Genomic DNA, 21,193 nt, shown 5'->3' with positions numbered 1-21,193 from the left:
CCGCCCCCCGGAGGACGGCAACGCCGTACGGGGTCCTCTCCTTTCGAGGGGCGCCAACCTCGTGCGGCGAGCCCCCGAGGGACGCCAACCCGGTGTGGCGGCCCCCGCCTCCCGAGGGACGGCAACTCCGTGCGGTGGCCCCTCATCTCCCCCCGGAAGGACGGCAACCCCGTGCGGTGGGACGGGCGTTTAAGGTGCTTCCCTTATTAAGGCAGTCGCCTTAGGGTTGAGGGCGACTCGTCAACGACAATGGGGGCGTCATGACCGAAACCATGCCCGATTACCCCTTCCCGCGCACGACGGCACTGGAGCCGCCGAAGGAGTGGGCCGAGCTGCAGGACCGCTGCCCCGTGGCCCACGTGCGGCTGCCCAGCGGCGACGCCGCCACGCTGCTGACCCGCTACGACGACGTCCGCGCGCTGCTCACCGACACCAGCTTCCAGCGCGGAGGCGAGGGCGCGGCGCGGGTGTCCACGACGGACGACGGCGGGATCTTCTCCCGCAGCAGCACCACCCGCATGCGGGAGGGCGAGGACCACCTGCGGTGGCGGCGGCTGCTCAGCAAGTCCTTCACCATCCGCAAGATGGAGTCCTGGCGCCCCCGGGTGCAGCAGATGACCGACGAGCTCATCGACGACCTGCTCAAGTCCGGCTCGCCCGCCAACCTGTCGGTCCAGCTGGGCCTGCCGCTGCCGGTGCGGGTCATCTGCGCCCTCGTCGGCGCCCCCAGCGAGGACCAGGACAAGTTCGCGCACTGGTCCCAGGTCATGCTGACGCTGACGCGCTACACGCAGGAGGAGGTGCTGAAGACGTACGAGGAGTTCGGCGCGTACACCTCCGCCCTCGTCGAGGAGAAGCGGGCGGACCCCGGCGACGACCTGCTCAGCGAGCTGACCCAGATCTCCGACAGCGAGGACGGCCGGCTCAGCCACGAAGAGCTGATCACCACCGTGATGGCGCTGCTGCTGGCCGGGCACGAGACCACGTCCAACATGATCGCCATCATGGCCGCGATGCTGCTCGCTGAGCCGGAGCGCTACCAGGCGGTCGTCGACGACCCGGAGCTGATCCCCGGCACCGTCGAGGAGGTGCTGCGGCTGGACAGCACGCTGAGCGTGGTCGGCTTCCCCAGGGTCGCCACCCAGGACTCCGAGTTCGCCGGCACCGCGGTGCGCGTGGGCAGCACCGTCATCCCGTGCCGGCCCGCGGCGAACCGGGACCCGCGCAAGTTCGCCGATCCGGACGCGTTCGACCCGCGCAGGGACAACGCCAACCAGCACCTGACGTTCGGCGCGGGCCCGCACTACTGCCTCGGGCAGCCGCTGGCCAGGCTGGAGCTGCAGGTCGTGCTCGGCACGCTCGCCCGCAGGCTGCCCACCCTGCGCCTGCGCGACAGCGCCGACGAGCTGAAGCTGCGCACCGGGCTGCTGTCGGGCGGGCTCCAGGACGTGTGGGTCACATGGTGAGCTCGCGATGACCGTTCAGGCGTCCGCGCGCGCGGTGACCGCCAGGAGCGCGATCATGCGTGCGGCGGAACGCCTGTACGCCACCGAAGGCTTCGCCGGGGTGTCGATCCGGCAGATCGGCGAAGCCGCCGGGCAGCGCAACAAGTCCGCGGTGCAGTATCACTTCACCTCCCGTGACGAACTCGTCAAGGCCATCCTGGCCGAGCACGCCGAGGCCATGGAGGTGCACCGGCTGGCGATGATGAGCCGGCTCGGCGATCCCGGTGAGATGTCGCCGCGCGACCGGATCCGCTGCGTGGTCCTGCCCCACATCGAACGCCACGTCGACCTGGGCGTCCCCTCCTGGTACGGCCGCTTCCTCGCCCAGGTCGTCGTCGAGCCCGCGCTGCGCGAGTACGCCGTCAGCGTCCACCTGGAGCGGCCGTCCCTGCGCCGCCTGTACGACGCCACGCGGGAGCCGGGCGAGCCCGATCCCGGCCGGGCCGCACGGCGGGAGGCCATGACCCGCGTGCTCATCGTGCACATGTGCGCCGAACTGGAACGCGACCTGGCCGCAGGCGACACCACCGCATCGGGACGAGATCTGGCCACCGGTCACGCCACCGCCGCGTCCGCCGCGACGGCCTGGCGGCGGCTGGGCGACGACCTCGTCACGGCGGTCTGCGGCCTCCTCGGCGCTCTGCGATCCGACCCACGCTGACCGCCGACCTGCGCTGACGGCCGACCTGCGCTGACGGCCGACCTGCGCTGGCCGCCGTCCAGCGCTGACCCCGTCCAAGGCCGACCTCCGTCCGGCGCTGACCAGCCGGTAAGAGCTGACCGCCGTCCGGGGGTGACCGCCGTCCAGGGCCGGCCACCGGGCAAGGCTGGGCGGCGCGCTTGTCCGTGACTTGGCCGCGGGTTGGGCGCGGCTCGGCGCGCGTCCAAGAAGTCGCGAAGTCCGCGACAAGTGCGTCTGCCTAACGTTGCCCCGTGGACGCCCAGCAGGGCATCCGGACCCTCGCCGGGCGGCGGGGTGCTCATCCGACTTCTCCCGGGAGGGGCCGCAGATGCCAGGCGAGACTTTCATCCTCACCACGGACGGGAACGCGCGCGCCGAGCGGATGAGCGTGCTGCTCGAACCCCGCTGGGCCGAGATCGCCGACGGCCGGACGGCGCCGCGCGGCAACCCGTACCTCAGGGGCCTGATGTCCGCGCTGCTGTGGGCGGCGCTGGCCGTGCTCGGGTCGGTCATGTACGTGTTCGGCTGGGTGCTGTTCGGCGGCGGCGGCGCGTGAGAGGGCAGGTCACGGGGCTGAGCTCGTAATGAGCTAGTGTGCTATGGAATCAATAGCACGCCCGGTTCCGGGTGGTACCGGAAGGTAGGCTGGTCACCATGGCTGAACACCTCTCCGAGACCGTCGTGACGGACGGGAGCCCGCATGGCATCTCGTGCGACGTGCAGTTCGTCGACGTGTTCAAGGTGCTCGGCAAGCGCTGGAACGGCATGATCCTCGTCGCGCTGATGCAGCGGCCCGCGCGCTTCGGCGAGCTGGCCAAGTCGATCTCCGGGATCACTGACGGCATCCTGTCGGATCGCCTGCGGGAGCTGATGGCGGCGAGCCTCGTCGAGCGCCAGCTGGCCGACGGCCCCGCCACGGCGGTCCTCTACCGGCTCACCCCCATCGGCGAGGACCTGCGCGGCGCCTTCCAGGAGCTGCACGCCTGGGCCGCCCGCAACAACATCCACGAGCAGTGCGCCCCCTGACCGGCGGGCTTCACCGCCGGGCGAGGTCGATGAGCTCGGCGTAGAGGGAGAGCGTCTCGTCGATGCCCGGCTCGCTCTCGGGGCTGCGGCCGGACGTGGCGAACAGGACGTGGTCCACGCCGGTGCCTTCGAGCCCGGCCAGGTCGTCGGCGATCTGGCGCGGCGAGCCGCCCAGGAACGGCCGGTCGTCACCCATCGGCTCGGTGCTGATCGGCACGTTGGCCCTGGCGACCACGGTGACCGACTCCGGGTCGCGGCCGGACTCCTCGACCGCCGCCCGGAAGGCCTTGCCGAGGCCGAGCAGCGCGTCACGCGAGACGGCCACCGGATTGAGCCCGTCGGCGATGCGGGCCGCCCGCCGCACCCCGCCCGGCGTCATCGCGCCCAGCAGGATCGGCACCCGCGCCTGCACCGGCTTGGGGTTGATCTCCGACTCGGCGATCCGGGTGAACTTCCCGTCGTACGAGACGGGGTCCGGCCCCCAGCAGGCCCGCATGGCGGCGACGACCTCGTCCATGCCGGGCCCGATCCGGCTCATCGGCACCCCGGCCGCCTCGAACTCCTGCGGCATCCACCCCTGGCCCAGCCCCGCGACGACCCGCCCGCCGCTGAACTGGTCGAGGGTGGCGAAGCGCTTGGCCAGGACGGCGGCCGGGTGGAGCAGGGCGTCGATGATGCTGGTGCCGAGCTTGACGCGTGAGGTGAGTGCGGCCACGTAGCTCAGCGTCTCCAGCGGCTCGTAGGTCTGCCGGTAGACCTCGGGCACGGGCTGCGGCTCCCCGCCGCCCATCGAGACGGGCGCGACGGGCCGCAGCAGCCTCTCGTAGGTCCACACCGAGTCGTACCCGAGCCGTTCGGCCTCGCGTGCGACGCGGCCGATGTTCTCCGGGCCGGCCAGCGGGCCCGACGTGGGCAGGGCGATACCTAGTTCCATGCCCGAAGCGTACTCTATTTTTTGTAGTTTGCTAGGTAGTGGTGAGTGAGCTGCGGGAGTTGTAGCGCTTTCATGCGCGAGGGCGGCGTGTCATACTTTCCCTCCGAAATGTTCGAAGCTTGACCGAAACTTTCTGGAGGCCGGATCTATGCCCGATGGGCACTGGGTCACCACGTGGACGGCGATGCCGCAGCTCACCGAGCCGGGCAACCTGCCGCCCGCGCCGTACACGCAGGAGAACCTGGTCCTGGCCGACAGCACCGTACGGCAGACCCTGCGGGTGTCGGTCGGCGGGCAGCGGTTCCGGCTGCGCCTGTCCAACGCGTTCGGCGGCGCGCCGCTGCCCGTCACCCGCGTCACCGTGGCGCTCCCGGGCGGCGGGAAGGCCGGGATGAGCGCGATCCGGCCGGAGAGCGTCCGCCCGGTGACGTTCTTCGGCCGGCCCTCGGCGGTCGTTCCGGTCGGGGCGCAGGTCGTGTCCGACCCGCTCGATCTCACGCTGGCCGCGGGCACCGTACTGACCGTGACCCTCTACCTGGCCGATGGCCAGGCCTCCACCGCCGTCACCTCGCACCCCGGCTCCCGGACCACCTCCTACCTCGCCAGGGGCAACCAGGCCGACGCGGCGGACCTCACCGGCGCCACCCCCGTCGACCACTGGTACTTCCTGAGCGGCCTCGAGGTCTGGGCCAAGCCCGCCACGGCGACGCTGGCCCTGGTCGGCGACTCGCTGACCGACGGCAGGGGCTCCACCACCAACCAGAACGACCGCTGGCCCGACCAGCTCTTCGACCGCCTGCAGGCCGACCGCCGCACCGCGGGCGCCGCCTTCGCCAACCAGGCGGCGGGCGGCAACCGCGTGCTCAACGACGGGCTGGGCCCCAACGTCCTGGCCCGCCTCGACCGCGACGTGCTCGCGCAGAGCGGCGTGAAGTGGCTGATCCTCTTCGAGGGCGTCAACGACATCGGCACCGCGGACGCCACCCAGGAGGCCCAGAAGAGGATCGCCGACGAGCTGATCGCCGCCTACGACCAGATCGTCGCGCGCGCTCACGCGCAGGACATCCGGGTGTACGGGGCCACGATCACGCCCTTCGGCGGCAGTTTCTACGACGACGCCCAGGGCTACCGCGAGGCGGCCCGGCAGACGGTCAACGACTGGATCCGCACGAGTGGCGCGTTCGACGCGGTGATCGACTTCGACCGGGCGCTGCGGGACCCGGCCGATCCCCGGCGGATGCTCGCGATCTTCGACGTGGGCGACCATCTGCACCTGAACCCGACGGGCTACAAGGCGCTCGCGGACGCGGTGCCCGCGCGGTTGCTGCACCGGTAGCGCGGGCGTCAGTCCCAGGGTTGCCGGTAGGACGGCTGGTAGGCGTGCAGGCGCAGGCGCAGGGTGAGGGTGACGGTGGTGCCGGCGGGCAGCTCCACCGTCAGGTGCGGGCCGTTCACCGGGGTCTCGGTGACCGACCGCACCGGCTCGTGGTGGACGTACTCGGTGTCGTGGCCGGTCCAGCCCGGCTCGGCGGCCGTGGCCGTGACGCCGGCGATCTCGTGCTCCCCGAACGCCCCCGCCTGCACGACCAGCACCCGGTCGGCGGTGGCGGAGAGGTTGACGAGCGTGACCACCGTGGCCTCGGGCTCGATCGAGCTGACCAGCGCCGCCACCTGCTCGGGCACGCCGGGACGGCGGCGTACGGCGTCGAAGTAGCGCACCCTGGCCTGCTGCAGGCCCCCGTTGTAGATGACCTGCGGCCCGCCCCACATGAGCTGCGTGAGGGCCTCGGTCACCACGGGGTTGACGTTCTGCCAGAGGTGGATGTCCGACTCGGGCAGGTCGCGGTCGGCGTTGTCGAGCAGCAGGGCGATGCGGCGGCGGGCCTGGGCGTGCGCGGCGGCGAGGATCCGCTCGGGATAGCCGGGGTTGTCGCCGCACAGGTACGCGTACCAGGGCTCTTCGTGCCCGGCCTCCTCCTTGTCGCGGAACGGCCGCACCGTGGCCCAGTCGTAGCCGGTCGCGGCGCGCAGCGCGTCCAGGCGGGCGCGGTCCTCCGGGGCGCCGGTGTGGTGCCAGAGCGCGAGCGGCACCGAGGTCTGGACCGGGTTGTAGTCGAACCAGCCCTTGTCGCTGTGCCGGTAGGGGACCAGCAGCGTCGGCACGTCCACGTCGGAGCCGAGGTGGGCGCGCCAGCGGCCCTGGTTGGCCGAGTCGCTCTGGCTGAACGGCAGCTTCACGCCCCTGGCGATGACCGCGTCCAGCAGCGACCTGATGAGGTCCAGGTAGCCGTCGTCGCGGGTGGCCAGGGCGGCGCTGAGGGCGCCGACGGCCGTCGCCTGGCCGATGCTGTACATGCCGTGCGGCCAGGTCCAGCCGTAGTGGCCGCCGTACCAGCGCCCGTCGAGCAGGCTGCCGACCACGCCGTCGAGGCCGACGTTGTCGGGGACGACGCCGCCGTTCTCCTCGGCCCGGCGCCGCCAGGCTCCGACGTACTCGCGCAGCCAGGCGGCGTACCGCTCGTCTCCCGAGACGAGGTAGGCGTTGCAGACCAGGCCGGCCACGCTGAGGTTGCCGACCGCGTCGCCCCGGCCGAGGCGGCGCTGCATCTCGGCGCCCAGGCGGGGGTCGTCGGCGAGCGGCGGCACGGGCTCGCCGTCGGGGACGAGCCAGTCCAGCGGGTAGCCGTACTGCGCGGCTTCCGCCGGAGTCCACGGGTACGAGGGCGATTCGGACACCCCGTCCCGCGCGCCCCGGCTGCCGTTGTGCGGGGCCTTGATGATGCGGTGCGCCGGGTCGTAGTTGCCCTTGGCCGGGTCGAGGTAGAGGTCGGCGAACCTGGTCGCCCGCCCGGCCCAGGCCGCCGGGTCGGCGGCGGTCAGGAAGTACGTGAACAGCAGGCTCTCGCCCTGGTGGAACCAGTCGTAGCCGATCTCGAACTCGTCGGCGAACATGCCCAGCTCGGTCATCTGCCCGACGACGCCGTGCCAGTGCCGGGCGCTGCCGTCGAGCAGGTCGTCCGCGCCGCCCAGCAGGTAGAGCTGCGGCCAGTTGAAGAACGGCTCGAAGAAGTCGTCCGCGCCGTCGCGGGAGGACAGCCGGCCGGAGTACCGCAGCGAGCCGTCCGGCCTGGTGTAGCGGTCGGAGAACAGCCGCCACCCGCTGTCCAGCAGGTCGAGCAGGGCACGCTGGGCCAGCGCCCACGCCGGGGGGTCGAGGACGGGGACGCTGGCTTTCACGACGGTCATGTAACTCCTAGGAGAGGCGGTCATCCCTTGGTCGCGCCGGCGGTCAGCCCGGCGACCAGGAAGCGCTGGGAGAAGAGGAACACCAGCAGCACGGGAGCGATGGACAGCAGGGTCGCCAGGACGAGCTCGGGCGGCTGCACCTCGGCGTTGGCGCCGACGACGGGGTTGAACGTGGGGGTCGCGGCCAGCATCTGCGTGAGCCCGACCTGCATGGGGTAGTTGTCGCTGTCCGGCAGCATCACGTACGGCAGGAAGAAGTTGTTCCAGTTCGTCACGAAGCTGAAGAACGCGACCAGCGCGACCACCGGCTTGGCCAGCGGCAGCGCCACCCGCAGGAACGTCGCGCTCTCCCCGCACCCGTCCAGCCGCGCCGCGTCGAGCAGCTCGCCGGGGACGCTGGTGGAGAAGTAGATGTACGTCAGGTAGACGCCGAACGGGAAGAACGACATCGGCAGCACGACCGAGGCCGCCTGGTTGACCAGGCCGACGTAGCTGAGCTCCAGGAAGATCGGCAGCACCAGCGCGGTCCCCGGCATCAGCATCACGACCAGCGTGACGATCAGCAGCAGCCGCCGGCCGGTGAAGCTCATGAGCGCCATCGCGTAGCCGGCGGGGATGCTGACCAGCAGGGTCAGCGCCACGGAGAACGCCGCGTACGTGACGGAGTTGCCCATCCAGGTCAGCACGGCGCCGTCCTGGAAGGACATGAGGTGCTGCCAGTTGGTGACGAGCGAGCCGAGCGAGCCCGGCGACAGCGGGTTCCCGTGGATCAGGTCGGCCGGGCTCTTGGTCGAGGCGAGCACCAGCCACAGCATGGGGAGGACGAAGAACACCGCGAATACCAGCAGGAACGCGGTGACGAGCACTTTCGCGACAGCCCGCGCGGGGTCAGTCCGTGTCAAAGAGACCTCCCCGCGCGACGAACAGCCCGGCGCAGCACAGCGCCACGATGAGCAGGTCGACGGCGATCGCCGCGGAGCCGTTGAAGTCGTTCTGGTTGAAGGCGTACAGGTACGCGAGCTGGTTGATCGAGTAGTCGTTGCCCACCACGCCGAAGCTGGCCTGGGAGATGAGCTGCGGCTCGACGAAGAGCTGCGTGCCCGCCGCCAGGGACAGGATCAGCATGTAGACGATCCACTTGCGCAGCATCGGCAGCTGCACCCGCAGCGCGATCTTCACCGGCCCGGCGCCGTCCACCCGGGCGGCCTCCATGAGCTGGTGGGGGATCGTGTTCAGCGCGCCGTACATGACCACGATCCAGCCGCCCGCGCCGGTCCAGAACGCGATCAGGGTGAAGATCCACGGCAGGTGACCCGGCGAGATCACCTGCACGAAGGTCTCGCCCCAGAGCGCGCGGACGAGGTCGTCCACCGGGCTCACGGACGGGTCCAGCATGAACAGCCAGAGCAGCACGCTCGACGCGCCCGCCAGCGCGCCGGGGACGTAGTAGACGAACCGCAGCGCGGCCCGCGACCAGCCCGCGGTGAGCCGGTGGACCAGCAGCGCGAGCAGCAGGACCAGCACGGTCAGGGTGACCAGCCAGAGCACGAGGTAGGTCGCCACGTGCTCGACGGCGGCCAGGAACCGGAAGTCCTGCGCGGTCCTGACGAAGTTGGTGAAACCGGTGAAGACGCCGCGGGCATCGGTGAAGGCCAGATTGAGCGCGTACACCGTGGGCACGATGCCGAACGCGACCAGCAGCACCACGTACCCGGAGACGAAGACGTGCCCGGCGGAGAGCCGCAGTCTCGATCCGGTCACTTGGTGACCTGGTAGCCGAAGACCTGGGCCTGCTGCTCGATGGCCGTCTGCCACTCCGGCAGCAGCGACTCGACCGTCTTGCCCGCGGTCTGCCCGGGGATGACGGTCTTGGCCCAGACCGCCTCCTGGCTGAACTCGGGGGAGCCCCAGCCGGGCCACACCTGCCCGGCCGCGGCCGAGATCGGGCCGGCGAGGTCGCCGGCGTAGTAGCCGCTGTCCTGCTGCTTCTTGATCCACTTGGTCGCGGCGGGCGCGTACGCGGGATAGCCGGGGGAGAGCTCGACCTGGTACGCGTCGGCCGTCGCGACCCAGCCGATGAAGTCCTTGGCCGCGTCGAGGCGCGCGCTGTGCCGCGACAGCCACCAGGTGCCGCCGCCGACGTTGCCGGTCACCGGAGTGCTCTGGTCGGACCAGCGCAGGGCGTCACCCACGGCCAGCTCGCCCTTCGGGGTCTTGAGCGTGCCCTGGAAGACCGCGCCGCCGTACCACGCCGGGCCGGGCAGCATGAGCACCTTGTCGCCCTGGCTCTTGGCGAACTCGGGGCCGAACAGGGACAGCATCGACATGGTCTTGTTCGCGACGAGCTTGTCCATCATCTTCGCGGTGCGCACGCACTTGGGGTCGGTCGCCTTGACGGTGATGGCCTTGGGCCCGGTGACCTGGTTGGCCGGGCACTCGCCGCCCCACATGTAGATCTCCGGTGCCCACGCGTCACCGGCCGTGCCGATGATGTAGCCGGGGTGCTCGGCGGCCACCTTCTCGCCCAGCGCCTGGTACTCCTCCCAGGTGGTGGGCAAGGTGTAGCCGAACTTGTCGAGCAGCTTCTTGTTGTACCAGAGCACCACCTGGGCCAGGTCGTTGCGCAGGCAGTAGACCGTGCCGTCCACGGTGCACACGTCGAGCGCGCCCTTGGCGAAGCCGCTCAGCGTGGCGTCGTCGAGCAGGCCCTTGTTGAGCGGGGCGACGAACGCGTTGTCGCCCTGCGATGCCCAGGACGCGGTGTTGTTGTCCGTGGTGAACACGACGTCCGGCCAGCCCTCGCCGGCCCGGTCGAACAGCTGCACCTTGGTCTTGAGCGTGTTGGAGCCGTTGGCGTTGCCGTCGTAGGTGACGATGTCCAGCTGCACGTCGGGGTGTGCCTTCTGGTACGCCTTCGCGGCGTCGAGCCGGGTGGAGTCCACCCACACCAGGAGCTTGCCGGCCTTCTGCTCGGCGGGGGCGAAGCCGTACTGCGATCCGGCGGAGCCGGTCGGCTTCGCCTGGGTCGGGGCGTTGGGGGGAGCGCAGGCCGCGACGGCGAGCAGGGCCGCTGCCGCGGTGACCGCCAGGTGGGTGCGTCGTCTCATGGGGCTTCCTTCGGACAAGGCGGCTTGAGGTACGTAAACGCCGTGTTTCGGGATATGACATCATACGTGTGACGTATTCACAATGCCCTACACTGAAGGGCGTTCAGGCGGACGGGAGGATGCGTTGACTCAGCACGCGACTACGGGGCCGTGGGATTCGACGCGGGATCCGCAGCCGCCCGAGCGGGCCGGCAAGCGGCCACCGCGCCGGGTCCGCGGGGCCAAGCTGGGCACCACCGTGGTCGAGCAGCTGGTCGACGACATCGTGCGCGGGGCGCTGCCGCCCGGCACGGCGCTCCCGCCGGAGGCCGACCTCTGCGAGGAGTTCGGGGTCAGCCGGACCGTGATCCGCGAGTCGGTCAAGGTGATCCAGGAGAAGGGCCTGGTCAGGATCGAGCACGGCCGCGGCACCCAGGTCACCGACCCCCGGCAGTGGAACCTGCTCGACGACGTCGTGCTCACCGCCGTCATCGCGCACGACGAGAACGTGACGTTCCTGGACGAGCTGGTGTCCGTGCGCACCGCGCTGGAGGCCGAGATGGCCGCGGCCGCCGCCCTGGCGCGCACCCCCGACGACGAGGAGCGCATCGGGGCCGAGCTGGCCGTCATGCGCGCCAACCTCGCCTCCACGCCCAACTTCGCCGCCGCCGACGTGCGCTTCCACGACATGATCATGGCCGCGTCACGCAACCGGCTGGGGCGGGCCATCGTCAACAGCATCCACGACAAGGCCCGTACGAGCATGCTCTACCACGGCGAGTACAACGAGGCCGTGATGCGCCAGACGCTGGCCGAGCACCAGGCCATCAAGGACGCGATCGCGGCCGGCGACCAGGAGGGGGCGGCGGCCGCGATGCGCAAGCACATCACCGATTCCTGGAACCGCCGCCGCCCGTAATAAGCCCTGACGCCATAGATCCGCGGGTCCGGCTCCATCTGGACGGGTGAGACCAGAGGAGAGCCCTTTTGCACCCCGACCAGCAGCGAGATTTCACCGAGTTCGTCGCCACGCGCTCGGACAGCCTGATCAGGCTCGCGTACGTGCTGACCAACGACCAGCACGCGGCCGAGGACCTGCTGCAGACGGCCCTGGCGAAGACCGCCGGACACTGGCGGCGGATCCGGGACAACCCGGAGGCATACGTGCGCCGCGTCATGTACCACGAACAGGTCGGGCGATGGCGAAGTCCGCGCTGGGGCCGCGAACGCGTGGTCGAGGCGCCGCCCGATCGGGCCACGGGCGACCGGACCGGCGAGGTCGACACCCGCCTCAGCCTGGATCAGGCGCTGGGCGCCCTGCCGCCGCGCAAGAGGGCCGTCCTGGTGCTGCGCTACTACGAGGACCTTCCGGAGTCCGAGGTCGCCAAGATCATGCGCTGCTCGGTGGGGACCGTGCGCAGCCAGACCCACCAAGCCGTCGCCCGGCTGCGCGAGCTGGTCGGCGAGAACGTCACCCTGGAGGCCTGAGATGACCATCGACGAACAGCGGATCGCCGCGGAGTTCCGGCGGATGGCCGCCGAGGCCAGGCCCGTCGACGCACTCGCGCACGCCCGGCGGGCGCGGACCGGCGCGCTGCGGCGCCGGCGCGCGACGTGGTCGCTCGCCGGGCTCGCGGCGGCCGCCTCCCTGGTCACGGCGGTGATCGTCGTGCTTCCCTCCGGCGACTCCGGCCCGGACACCGCGGCCGAGGTCGCCCGGCTGCCGGAGAACACTCCCGAGCAGTTGCAGGTCGTACGCGAGTGCATGCCCAACGGCGGTCCCGTCCACAACATGGACGGCAACCTGCGCCTCCCCGAGCAGGGCTCGGTGGAGGACTTCCGGGTGCTGGCCGAGTACCGGGACAAGAAGGGCATGACCGCCCTGGTCGGCAGCCTCGCCGGCTTCGTCCTGTGCACCCCGACCACGCAGAAGGACATGGCGGAGCGGGCGGTCTTCACGTACTGGGGGTTCAAGCCGCCCGGGGACCTGACCGGCTTCCAAGGGGATCTCCAGGTGGACGCGTACACCTCGCACACGCATTCGTACGCGACGGGGCCGCAGCGGATCCAGCACGACGACATGTACCGGGTCGTCGTCGGCCGGGTCACCTCGGGCGTGCGCCGGGTGGAGATCGACTGGGCGGACGGGCGGCGCACCGACGCGCGGCTGGCGGGCGGCTTCTTCATCGCCCGGGTGCCGGGGAAGCTGGTGCGGGATCCCGAGGACGGGTCGATGACGCTGCTGGACTCCCCGCCGGTCACGGTCACCGCGTACGGCTCGCAGGACCAGGTGCTGGGGCGGCAGACGGACGTGAAGTTCGGCCCCCTGGGCTAGGGGAGCGGCTACTGAGATCGCCGGCGGTCGTCGGCAAAAAGTTCGTGCGGACGTCCGCGACACGCCGTAGCGAACCGCTCTTTGCTGGCATTAGTGGGCACTTTTCGACGTAACTCGACATAAGAGGTCCGTGTCGGGTTCGGGGGACAAGAAGGGCCGGGCCGGAGGATCGCTCATGTACCGTCTGCTGGGTGCCGTCGTCATCACCGCACTGGCCGTCATGGCGAGGCCCGCCGCTGCCGCGCCGTGGGAGGTCGACAACATCGCGCATCGGGGCGGATCCGGGTACGCGCCCGAGAACACCATCGTGGCCTGCGAAGTGGCCCGGGCCAAGCGGGCCACCATGTGCGAGTACGACGTCCAGCAGACGAAGGACCAGCGGCTCATCCTGATGCACGACGAGACGCTGGCCCGCACCACCAACGTCGAGCAGGTCTTCCCCGGCCGCTCCCCGTGGCGGGTCGCCGACTTCACGCTCGCGGAGATCCAGCGCCTGGACGCCGGCTCGTGGTTCTCCTCCCAGTTCCAGGGCGAGAAGGTGCCCACCCTGGAACAGGGACTGCGGGAGATGAGCAGGAGCGGGGTCGGGATGCTGCTGGAGATCAAGCACGATCCGGCCAGCACGGACATCGACGAACGGGTGGCCGCCGAGCTGAGGAAGTACCGATCCCTGTGGAAGGGCAGGCGGCTGGCCGTGCAGGCGTACAACTGGGAGTCGATGCGGAACCTGCACGAGATGATGCCCGACCTCCCCGTCTCGTTGATGGGCAAGCCGGACGCCTCCCGGCTGGAGGACCTGGCCGGGTTCGCCGCCGCGGTCACGGTGCCGCACAGCGGCCTCACCGCGACCTACGTCAGGCAGGTCCACGAGCACGGCATGCGGGTCTACACGTGGACGACGGACCGGCGGGCCGTCATCCGCCGCCTCATGTCGTACGGCGTGGACGGCATCATGACCGGGCGGCCCGACCAGATCGACGCCGTCAAGCGCCGGGCCATGCGCGTGGTCATGAGGGCTGGCGGAGGTCGGCTATGAGGTCGTCGCCGGACGTCGCGAGCCGGTGCTCGATGACGTCGGCGAGGTCGGTGTCCATGTCGGGCCCGTAGAAGTCCTCGGCGAGGTCGAGGTGGCGGCGCATCGCCTCGCGGGCCCCGTCGGGGTCGCGGTCGAGGATGGCCTCTAGGATCACGGTGTGCAGGGGCTCGCCGGCCTCCCGGACCTCGCGGTCGCTGAGGCTGCGCAGCATCAGCCCGTAGGTGAGGTCCTGGATCGCGGTGAACATCATGTGGATGACCGGATTGCCCGAGGCCCTGGCGATGGTCTCGTGGAAGGCGAGATCGACCCGCGCCCTGGCGTGCACGTCGCCCGGCCGGGCGAAGAGCTGGTGGACCCGCAGCAGGTCGGTACGGTCGCGCTTGCTCGCGTTGGCCGCGGCCAGGCTCGCCGCCTCGGTCTCCAGCATCACCCGCGCCCGCATGAGCTGGCGGGCGGTCACCCCGGCGGCGCGGGCCGCGAGGTTCATCGGCCGCATCAGGTTCTCGGCCGTGTAGTGGCGGACGAAGCTGCCCCGCTGCGGCGAGACCTCGATCAGCCCGCGCTCCTGCAGGGCCTTGAGGACCTCCCGGATGACCGGGCGGCTGACCGCGAACTCGGTCGCCAGGTCCCGCTCGGAGGGCAGGCGCACGCCGGGGGCCCAGTGTCCGGTCAGGATCCGGTCTTCGAGAACGGCGATCAGCGCACCCGGACTGGTCGGCGGCTTTCCCCCGATATTGGGTTCGGCGGGACTCTCGAGTGACGGTTTCCTCCCGCGCTCAGCGGTCATGCCGACCACGGTAGCGGCTCGCCGCCGGTGCCGAGCCGCGCTCCGTGCCAGCACGCCCGCCCATCCGGGCCGAACAGGTGAAGATCGGTCAACGGCACATAAAAGGTCGCGCGTTCCCCGTCGCGCGGCCCGGTGCGGGGCGGCACGCGGGCGACGATCGCCCGGCCCGTGTCGTCGCGCAGGTGCAGGATGCTCTCGTTGCCGAGGTTCTCCCGGTACGACAGCGTCGCCTCGATGGGCAGGGCGGCCCCGTCGTCGGCCCGTACGCGTACGGACTCGGGCCTGAACCCGACGCGCACCGACTCCGGCAGTCCGTCCGGCAACCGGGGCAGCCGCCAGCGCAGGTCGCCGCTGATCAGCTCCACCCCGTCCGCGCCCGCCCGCGCGGTGGCCTCGATCAGGTTCATCTGCGGGCTGCCGAGGAACGTGGCGACGAACACGGTGGCCGGCTGCTCGTAGATCTCGGTCGGGGTGCCGATCTGCGCGAACTCGCCCTCGTTGAGCACCGCGACCCTGTCGCCCATGGTCATGGCCTCGACCTGGTCGTGGGTCACGTACAGGACGGTCCCCTTGGTGCGGCGGTGGAACTCGATCAGCTCGGCCCGCATCTGCACGCGCAGCGCGGCGTCCAGGTTCGACAGCGGCTCGTCCATGAGGTACGCGGCCGGCTCCCGGATCATGGCGCGCCCCAGCGCGACCCGCTGCCGCTGGCCGCCGGAGAGCTGGCCCGGCTTCTTCCTGAGCTGGTCGGCGAGCCCGAGCACGCGGCTGGTGTCCTCGATCCGCTGCCGGATGACGTCCTTCGGCACGTGATGGGCACGCAGGCCGAACGCCAGGTTGCCCTCGACGCTCAGATGCGGGTAGAGAGCGTAGTCCTGGAAGACCATGCCGATCCCGCGGTCGCCTGGGTGGGCGTGGGTGACGTCCTTGCCGCCGACCGTGACCCGGCCGGCGCTGACCGGCTCGATCCCGGCGACGATGCGCATCAGCGTGGACTTCCCGCACCCCGACGGGCCGACGATCACCAGGAACTCCCCGTCGCGGACATGCAGGTCGACGTCGGCGAACAGCACCTGGCCGCCGTACCGCTTGGTGACCCGCTCGATGCGGATGCCGTCGGTCATCGCTTGACTCCTCCGAGGGTGAGGCCCGAGACGTAGTAGCGCTGCAGCAGGGCGAACAGGACGAGCGGCGGCAGGATGGACAGCAGCGCCGCCGCGGTCTGCAGGTGGTAGACGATCCCGTGCTCCCCCTCGAAGGACGACAGCGCGAGCGGCAACGTCCACAGCTCCTGCTCGCTGGCCGCGATCAGCGGCCAGATGAGGTTGTCCCACTGGGCCAGGAACTGCAGCAGCAGCACCGTGAGCAGGGCCGGGCGCAGCAGCGGGACGGCGATGAGGAAGAAGATGCGCAGCTCGCCGGCGCCGTCCACCCGCGCGGCGTGCAGCATCTGCGCGGGGATGCCCAGCGCGAACTGCCGGACCAGGAAGACGCCGAGCGCGCTGGCCACGAACGGCGCGATCAGGCCCTGGTAGCTGTTGAGCCAGCCGATCTCGCTGAGCGCCACGAACACCGGGATCATGACGACCGCCGGGGTCAGCGACAGCGCGATGATCACCAGGTTGAGCAGCGCGGCCCGGCCCGGGAAGCGCAGCCGGGCCAGCGCGTACCCGGCCGCCGCCGAGATCGCCACGTCCAGCACGGAGACCGCCGAGGCGATGACGAGGCTGTTCAGCAGGTAGCGCGGGAACCGGCCGTCGGTCATGATCTCGCCGAGGTTGTCGAACAGCGCGAACCCGTGGAAGCGCAGCCCGGACAGGTCGCTGTCGTCGGGCGCCGAGGCGAGCACGACCATGGAGTAGAGCGGCAGCAGCATCAGCGCCACGAAGCCGACGAGGGCCACGACGGTGAGCGAGCGGCGGATTCTCATTCCTCGTCACTCCTGATCAGCTTGAACTGGGTGAAGGCGAAGACCAGCAGCACCACGAGCAGCACGATCGCGATCGCCGACGCGTAGCCGAACCGGGAGAAGGAGAACGCGTTGTTGTACAGGTAGAGCGGCAGCACCTGGGTGGCGTTGACGGGCCCGCCCTTGGTGAGCAGGTAGGCCGGCACGAACGACTGCATGGCCCCGGTGACGGCCACCACGATCACGAAGGTGAAGGTGCGGCGCAGCAGCGGCACGGTGATCAGGAAGAACGTCCGCAGCGTGCGGGCGCCGTCGATGGCCGCGGCCTCGAAGACGTTGGCCGGCAGGGCCTGCAGCCCGGCCACGAAGATGATCACATAGAGGCCGACGTACTTCCAGATGACCATCACGAGCAGCGCCCAGATGGCGTAGCCGGAGTCGGTGAGCCACGGGCGGGCGCCGACGAGGGTGTCGGCGAGCCCGCCGGTGGAGTAGATGACCTGCCACAGCACGGTGGCGCCGACCAGCGGCATCACCGCGGGGACGAAGACCATCCCGCGCAGCCAGGCCCGCAGCCGGCCGGGCTTGGCCAGCGGCACGGCCACGACCAGCGCGATCACGATGGTCGGGCCCACCGCGAAGACCGTGTAGAGCACGGTCACCCACACGCTGCTCCAGAACTCCGCGCTGGTCGCCATCTCGCGGTAGTTGTCCAGGCCCACCCACTGCGGGGTGCCCGACAGGTCGTACGAGGTGAAGCTCAGGTAGAGGGCCGCGAGCGCGGGCAGCGCCCAGAACAGGACGAAGTACACGATCGCCGGGGCGGCGAGGCCCGCGCCCGCGCGGGCCTCGACCCCGGCCATGGTGGCCCGCCGTGCGGCGGTCATTTGAGAATCCGCCCCACCGCGGCGTCGAAGGCGGCCGCGGCCTCCTGGGCGGACCGCTGCTTGTGGATCACCGACTCCAGCGCGTCGAGCAGCGCCTTCATCGTCTCGGTCCACTGGGGCAGGACCGGGCCGAAGTCGGTGTACGGGAGTTGCTCCTCCAACTGCTGGCTGGCCTTGTCGCGGGCGCTCGGCAGCTTCTGCCAGCCGGCCGCCGGGGTGACCAGGCCGGTGGCGGCCAGCTGCTGGTCGACATGCTCGGACGTGGACAGCCAGTTAACGAAATGCCAAGCCGTATACGGATTTTTCGCCTTTTTGGCGACCATCCACCCCCATGAGTAGCCGGAGGCCACCTTCTCCTTGCCCGCCCAGTTCGGCACGACGGTGCTGTCGAAGGTCTTGCCCAGCTCGGCCTTGGCATTGAGCGCCGGGATGAGGCTGGAGGTGAACCGGCCGGACACCAGCATGGCCGCCGTGCCCTTGGCGAACAGACCGAACGCGCCGACCGGGTCGTTCAGCTTGGGGTTGCCCTGGCGGCCGTAGTATTCGAGCGCCTGCAGGCCCGCTGGGGTGTTCAGCCCGCCGCGTCCCGTGCTCTCGTCCACGATCTTCCCGCCGAGGCCGTTGATCAGCGGGATGAAGTTCAGCATCGCCCAGATGTTGTCGGCGAGCTGCCACTGGAGCCCGACCTGGGAGCCCGTGGTGAGCTTGGCGTTGAACTCCTCGACCTCCTCCCAGGTCGTCGGAGGCTTGTCGGGGTCGAGCCCGGCCTGCTCGAAGCGGTCGCGGCGGTACCAGAGGTGGACCGAGTTGAAGTCGATCGGGACGCCGTAGACCTGGTCCTTGTAGGTGAGGGCGGCGAAGGCGTTCGTGTCGAACCTGGTCTTGAGCTCGTCGATGGAGCCGGCTCCGAACTCCGCCGGCGGCAGCGGCGCGACCTGCCCCTTGGACGCCCGCTCGGCGAGGGTCCAGGCGCCGACCTTGATCAGGTCCGGTGGCGAGCCCGTGGTGAACGCGGTGGAGAGCTTGGTGTCGAGGTTGGCGATGGGGATGTACAGCGGCTTGACGGTGACCTTGGGGAACTGGCGCTGATACTCGGCGATCTTGGCGTTGAAGTACTTGGTGTTCGCCTGCTCCTCGTGCATCCAGACGTTGACCGTGCCCTGGGGCCCGGACTCCTTGGAGCCGACCGGGGCGCCGCTCGACCCGCAGGCGGCCAGCGGGGTCGCCAGGCTCAGCAGGGCGGCGCCGCGTAGGAGGTCTCGACGGGGGATATCACTCATGTGTCCGGTTCCTCTCAGGGGACGGTCGTGAATTCGGTGACCCCCGCGTGGATGGCGTCGGTCATGCGCCGGTGCCAGGCGATGTCGCGCCACATGCCGTCGAACTGGGGGCCGCAGAAGTTGCTGGTCGCCAGCGCCTCCCAGCGCCCGGTGGCCAGCGCGGCCCGTACCCCGATCTCGCACAGCTCCTTGACCCAGCCCCAGTCGCGGCCGGGGCCGTCCTTGTAGTTCACGATCCCCCAGCATTCGGTGGTCACCAGCGGCTTGCCGGTCGCCCGCGACCACGCCGCGACCTCCCCGATGTGCTCGGTCAGGTGGCCGGCCCACCGCTGCGGGTCGGACCGGTACAGGCGCTCGGCCGGGCCGGACAGCGGTTCGTAGGCCCGCGGGTCGAACTGGGAGTGGTGCAGGTCGTAGCCGATCTCCGCGTAGAAGTCGGTGGTGGCCTGCGGTGTCATCCACACGTGCGGTTCGAGCAGGTCCAGCTCGGACAGGTCCTCGCCCGGGGCGCCGGTGGTCTCGGTGCAGCCGGACAGCGTGTAGCGGTAGCGGGGGTGGGCCGAGCGCAGGGTGGAGATCGCCTCGTTGGCCCAGGTCTGTACGGCCGTGTCGCCCCGGGACAGGGTCTCGGCGCTCGCGTCGTTGCCGTACAGGAAGGGCGCCCACATCGCGAGCGGCCACTCGTTCACCAGGTCGACGAAGTAGACGGCGTCGGCGAGGCCGGCGTCCTCGATCGCCGAGAGGGTGACATCCCAGATCCGGGCCAGGTCGGCCGGGGTCCTGATCCGCGAGCGGACGTCGTGCTCGTCCTTCCTGAACCACGAGGACAGCGCGACCCGCAGCCCGCGGTCCGCGCATGCCCGGATGAAGTCGAGCAGGCCGGGCAGCACGCGTACGGAGACCGGCTCGGTGGCGCCCCAGGACTCGAAGTGCCACACGGGGAGCAGGCGCCAGGTCCGCTCCGGATCGGCCGCCACCAGGTGGGGGAAGGCGTCGATGCGTACCGCGTCGTAGCCCCGTTCGGCCAGTTCGTCGAGTGCGCGGTCCCAGTCCTGGTAGCCGGCGCCGTCCCAGCGCCGTTCGAGCCAGGAGAAGTCCCACATGGTGATCGCTAGGGGACTGGTGGTCAACGTCATAGTCTCAACATCCGTTCGATGTTGGTCTTACCAGATTGGTAGATCGTGGCTGGCAGAAGCGTGACTGTCAAGGCTCCTCTTGGTCCTTGCGGGTTACTGGTCTAACCAGCTAGCGTTCTTGGACCATGAGCACCCGAGCCGTCGCCGGCCTGGAGACCATCCGATGCCCGATTCAGCCCAACGTGCTCCTGATGCGGCTATACGCCGACGACGGCCTCACCGGCCTCGGCGAGTCGTTCTTCGGGGCGGAGGCGGTCGAGGCCTACCTGCACGAGACCGTCGCACCACTCCTCGTGGGAGCGCCGCTGCCCAGCCCCGAGCGGCTGCGCCGGCTGCTCACCGGCCATGTGGGCTTCCAGGGCAGCGGGGTCGAGACCCGGGGCAACGGGGCCGTCGACATCGCCGTGTGGGACCTGCTCGGCAAGGCCACCGGGCAGCCCGTCGCCACCCTGCTCGGCGGCCCCTACCAGGACAGCCTCCCCGTCTACAACACCTGCGCGGGCCCCTCCTACGTCAAGAACGAGCCGCGCCAGGCCGTCTCCAACTGGGGCCTGGCCGACACGTCGCGGTACGAGGACCTGCGCGGCTTTCTCGAACGGCCCGGCGAGCTGGCCAAGGAGCTGTGGGACGAGGGACTGCGTGCCATGAAGGTGTGGCCGTTCGACCAGGCGGCCGAGCGCACCGGCGGCATGCGGCTGGAGCGGGCCGACCTGCTGGCCGGCCTGAAGGTGCTCGACGACATCAAGAACGCCGTCCCCGAGATGGACGTCATGGTCGAGCTGCACGGCCTGTGGAGCCTGCATGCCGCGCTCGGGCTGGTCAAGGAGCTCGAACGCTTCAGCCCGTACTGGGTCGAGGACCCGCTGCGGTCCGACAGCCAGGCCTCCTACGCCACGCTGCAGGCCGCGACGCCGGTGCCGCTGGCCACCGGCGAGACGCTGACCGGGCAGCGCGCGTTCCGCGGGCTGCTGGAACGCGCGGGGATCCGGGTGGCCATCGTGGACATCGGCTGGACGGGCGGGCTGACCGAGGCCCGCAAGATCGCCGCGCTCGCGGACTCGTACGACCTGCCGTTCGCGCCGCACGACTGCACCGGGCCGATCTCGTTCGCGGCGTGCGTACACCTGGCCCTGAGCCAGCCCAACGCGCTGGTGCAGGAGAGCGTGCGCGCCTTCCGCCACACCTGGTACGGGGAGCTGGCCACCGGCCTGCCGCTCGTGGAGGACGGCCGGGTGCGCCTGGAGGACCGGCCCGGCCTGGGCGTGGAGCTCACCGACGGCCTCACCAGCCGCCCGGGCGTCACCACCCGCCTGACCGGCACCCGCCCATGAGCCGCGCCCGGCG

General features: G+C 70.7%; 21 protein-coding genes. 10 read left to right on the top strand and 11 right to left on the bottom strand.

Annotated features, from left to right (window positions below; all coding sequences use genetic code 11):
- The first annotated feature begins 260 nt into the window (after positions 1 to 260).
- The 4 genes from AB0J87_RS55410 to AB0J87_RS55395 all read left to right on the top strand — a co-directional run bounded on the left by AB0J87_RS55410 (position 261) and on the right by AB0J87_RS55395 (position 3,213).
- Complete coding sequence (locus AB0J87_RS55410; protein ID WP_363982263.1) at positions 261 to 1,466, top strand: cytochrome P450; 1,206 nt, start codon at positions 261 to 263, stop codon at positions 1,464 to 1,466.
- Between the two features lie 7 nt (positions 1,467 to 1,473).
- A complete protein-coding gene (locus AB0J87_RS55405; RefSeq protein WP_363982260.1) occupies positions 1,474 to 2,166 on the top strand; it encodes a helix-turn-helix domain-containing protein in 693 nt (230 codons plus the stop codon).
- A 349-nt stretch (positions 2,167 to 2,515) separates the two neighbouring features.
- Entirely contained in the window at positions 2,516 to 2,743 is a 228-nt protein-coding gene (locus AB0J87_RS55400) for a hypothetical protein (RefSeq protein ID WP_363982256.1), read from the top strand.
- 98 nt (positions 2,744 to 2,841) lie between these two features.
- A complete protein-coding gene (locus AB0J87_RS55395; RefSeq protein ID WP_363982253.1) occupies positions 2,842 to 3,213 on the top strand; it encodes a helix-turn-helix domain-containing protein in 372 nt (123 codons plus the stop codon).
- Positions 3,214 to 3,223: 10 nt separating this feature from the next.
- Here the strand turns inward: AB0J87_RS55395 and AB0J87_RS55390 are convergent, their stop codons facing one another.
- Entirely contained in the window at positions 3,224 to 4,147 is a 924-nt protein-coding gene (locus AB0J87_RS55390) for a TIGR03619 family F420-dependent LLM class oxidoreductase (protein WP_363982250.1), read from the bottom strand.
- A 148-nt stretch (positions 4,148 to 4,295) separates the two neighbouring features.
- On the opposite strand from AB0J87_RS55390, the gene AB0J87_RS55385 reads away from it, so the two are divergent.
- Positions 4,296 to 5,483: an SGNH/GDSL hydrolase family protein gene (locus AB0J87_RS55385; protein WP_363982247.1), complete on the top strand. Its 1,188-nt coding sequence runs from the start codon at positions 4,296 to 4,298 to the stop codon at positions 5,481 to 5,483.
- An 8-nt stretch (positions 5,484 to 5,491) separates the two neighbouring features.
- Here AB0J87_RS55385 and AB0J87_RS55380 read toward each other — a convergent pair whose 3' ends face one another.
- The 4 genes from AB0J87_RS55380 to AB0J87_RS55365 are packed head-to-tail and all read right to left on the bottom strand — an operon-like array spanning position 5,492 to position 10,500.
- On the bottom strand, positions 5,492 to 7,393 hold the full coding sequence (locus AB0J87_RS55380) for a hypothetical protein (RefSeq protein WP_363982244.1): 1,902 nt from the start codon (positions 7,391 to 7,393) through the stop codon (positions 5,492 to 5,494).
- A 20-nt stretch (positions 7,394 to 7,413) separates the two neighbouring features.
- Positions 7,414 to 8,295, bottom strand: coding sequence for a carbohydrate ABC transporter permease (locus AB0J87_RS55375; protein WP_363982240.1), 882 nt, complete (start codon positions 8,293 to 8,295; stop codon positions 7,414 to 7,416).
- Positions 8,282 to 9,154: a sugar ABC transporter permease gene (locus AB0J87_RS55370; RefSeq protein ID WP_363982237.1), complete on the bottom strand. Its 873-nt coding sequence runs from the start codon at positions 9,152 to 9,154 to the stop codon at positions 8,282 to 8,284. Before AB0J87_RS55370 ends, AB0J87_RS55375 begins: the two co-directional genes overlap by 14 nt.
- Positions 9,151 to 10,500: an extracellular solute-binding protein gene (locus AB0J87_RS55365; protein ID WP_363982234.1), complete on the bottom strand. Its 1,350-nt coding sequence runs from the start codon at positions 10,498 to 10,500 to the stop codon at positions 9,151 to 9,153. Before AB0J87_RS55365 ends, AB0J87_RS55370 begins: the two co-directional genes overlap by 4 nt.
- Before the next feature lie 124 nt (positions 10,501 to 10,624).
- Here AB0J87_RS55365 and AB0J87_RS55360 point away from each other — a divergent pair, with 124 nt between their 5' ends.
- The 4 genes from AB0J87_RS55360 (at position 10,625) to AB0J87_RS55345 (ending at position 13,850) form a co-directional block, all read left to right on the top strand.
- Positions 10,625 to 11,398 (top strand): FadR/GntR family transcriptional regulator, encoded by a 774-nt coding sequence (locus AB0J87_RS55360; RefSeq protein WP_363982231.1) that lies wholly within the window; start codon positions 10,625 to 10,627, stop codon positions 11,396 to 11,398.
- Positions 11,399 to 11,466: 68 nt separating this feature from the next.
- Entirely contained in the window at positions 11,467 to 11,967 is a 501-nt protein-coding gene (locus AB0J87_RS55355; RefSeq protein ID WP_363982228.1) for a SigE family RNA polymerase sigma factor, read from the top strand.
- Position 11,968: 1 nt separating this feature from the next.
- Positions 11,969 to 12,814 carry a hypothetical protein gene (locus AB0J87_RS55350; protein ID WP_363982225.1) on the top strand — a complete coding sequence of 282 codons (846 nt, stop codon included), beginning with the start codon at positions 11,969 to 11,971 and terminating at the stop codon, positions 12,812 to 12,814.
- 175 nt (positions 12,815 to 12,989) lie between these two features.
- Entirely contained in the window at positions 12,990 to 13,850 is an 861-nt protein-coding gene (locus tag AB0J87_RS55345; protein WP_363982222.1) for a glycerophosphodiester phosphodiesterase family protein, read from the top strand.
- On the opposite strand, the gene AB0J87_RS55340 is transcribed toward AB0J87_RS55345, so the two are convergent.
- From AB0J87_RS55340 to AB0J87_RS55315, 6 genes are read right to left on the bottom strand one after another with little or no spacing between them, the layout of a single operon-like run.
- On the bottom strand, positions 13,822 to 14,637 hold the full coding sequence (locus AB0J87_RS55340) for a FadR/GntR family transcriptional regulator (RefSeq protein WP_363982219.1): 816 nt from the start codon (positions 14,635 to 14,637) through the stop codon (positions 13,822 to 13,824). The two genes, AB0J87_RS55345 and AB0J87_RS55340, sit on opposite strands and share 29 nt — an antisense overlap.
- Positions 14,634 to 15,761, bottom strand: a complete 1,128-nt coding sequence (locus AB0J87_RS55335; RefSeq protein ID WP_363982216.1) for an ABC transporter ATP-binding protein — start codon at positions 15,759 to 15,761, stop codon at positions 14,634 to 14,636. Before AB0J87_RS55335 ends, AB0J87_RS55340 begins: the two co-directional genes overlap by 4 nt.
- Complete coding sequence (locus tag AB0J87_RS55330; RefSeq protein WP_350740941.1) at positions 15,758 to 16,567, bottom strand: carbohydrate ABC transporter permease; 810 nt, start codon at positions 16,565 to 16,567, stop codon at positions 15,758 to 15,760. Before AB0J87_RS55330 ends, AB0J87_RS55335 begins: the two co-directional genes overlap by 4 nt.
- On the bottom strand, positions 16,564 to 17,433 hold the full coding sequence (locus tag AB0J87_RS55325; protein WP_363982212.1) for a sugar ABC transporter permease: 870 nt from the start codon (positions 17,431 to 17,433) through the stop codon (positions 16,564 to 16,566). Before AB0J87_RS55325 ends, AB0J87_RS55330 begins: the two co-directional genes overlap by 4 nt.
- Positions 17,430 to 18,713, bottom strand: a complete 1,284-nt coding sequence (locus AB0J87_RS55320; protein ID WP_363982209.1) for an extracellular solute-binding protein — start codon at positions 18,711 to 18,713, stop codon at positions 17,430 to 17,432. Before AB0J87_RS55320 ends, AB0J87_RS55325 begins: the two co-directional genes overlap by 4 nt.
- Positions 18,714 to 18,727: 14 nt before the next feature.
- Positions 18,728 to 19,843 carry a cellulase-like family protein gene (locus tag AB0J87_RS55315; protein WP_363982206.1) on the bottom strand — a complete coding sequence of 372 codons (1,116 nt, stop codon included), beginning with the start codon at positions 19,841 to 19,843 and terminating at the stop codon, positions 18,728 to 18,730.
- 131 nt (positions 19,844 to 19,974) lie between these two features.
- Here AB0J87_RS55315 and AB0J87_RS55310 point away from each other — a divergent pair, with 131 nt between their 5' ends.
- Entirely contained in the window at positions 19,975 to 21,180 is a 1,206-nt protein-coding gene (locus tag AB0J87_RS55310; protein ID WP_363982204.1) for a mandelate racemase/muconate lactonizing enzyme family protein, read from the top strand.
- The last annotated feature ends 13 nt before the right edge of the window (positions 21,181 to 21,193 follow it).

The sequence above is a fragment of the Nonomuraea sp. NPDC049625 genome (assembly GCF_040675285.1).
Taxonomy (GTDB): domain Bacteria; phylum Actinomycetota; class Actinomycetes; order Streptosporangiales; family Streptosporangiaceae; genus Nonomuraea; species Nonomuraea angiospora_A.
Note: the sequence above shows the minus strand (reverse complement) of the source record. Positions and strands in the feature narration are given on the sequence as shown.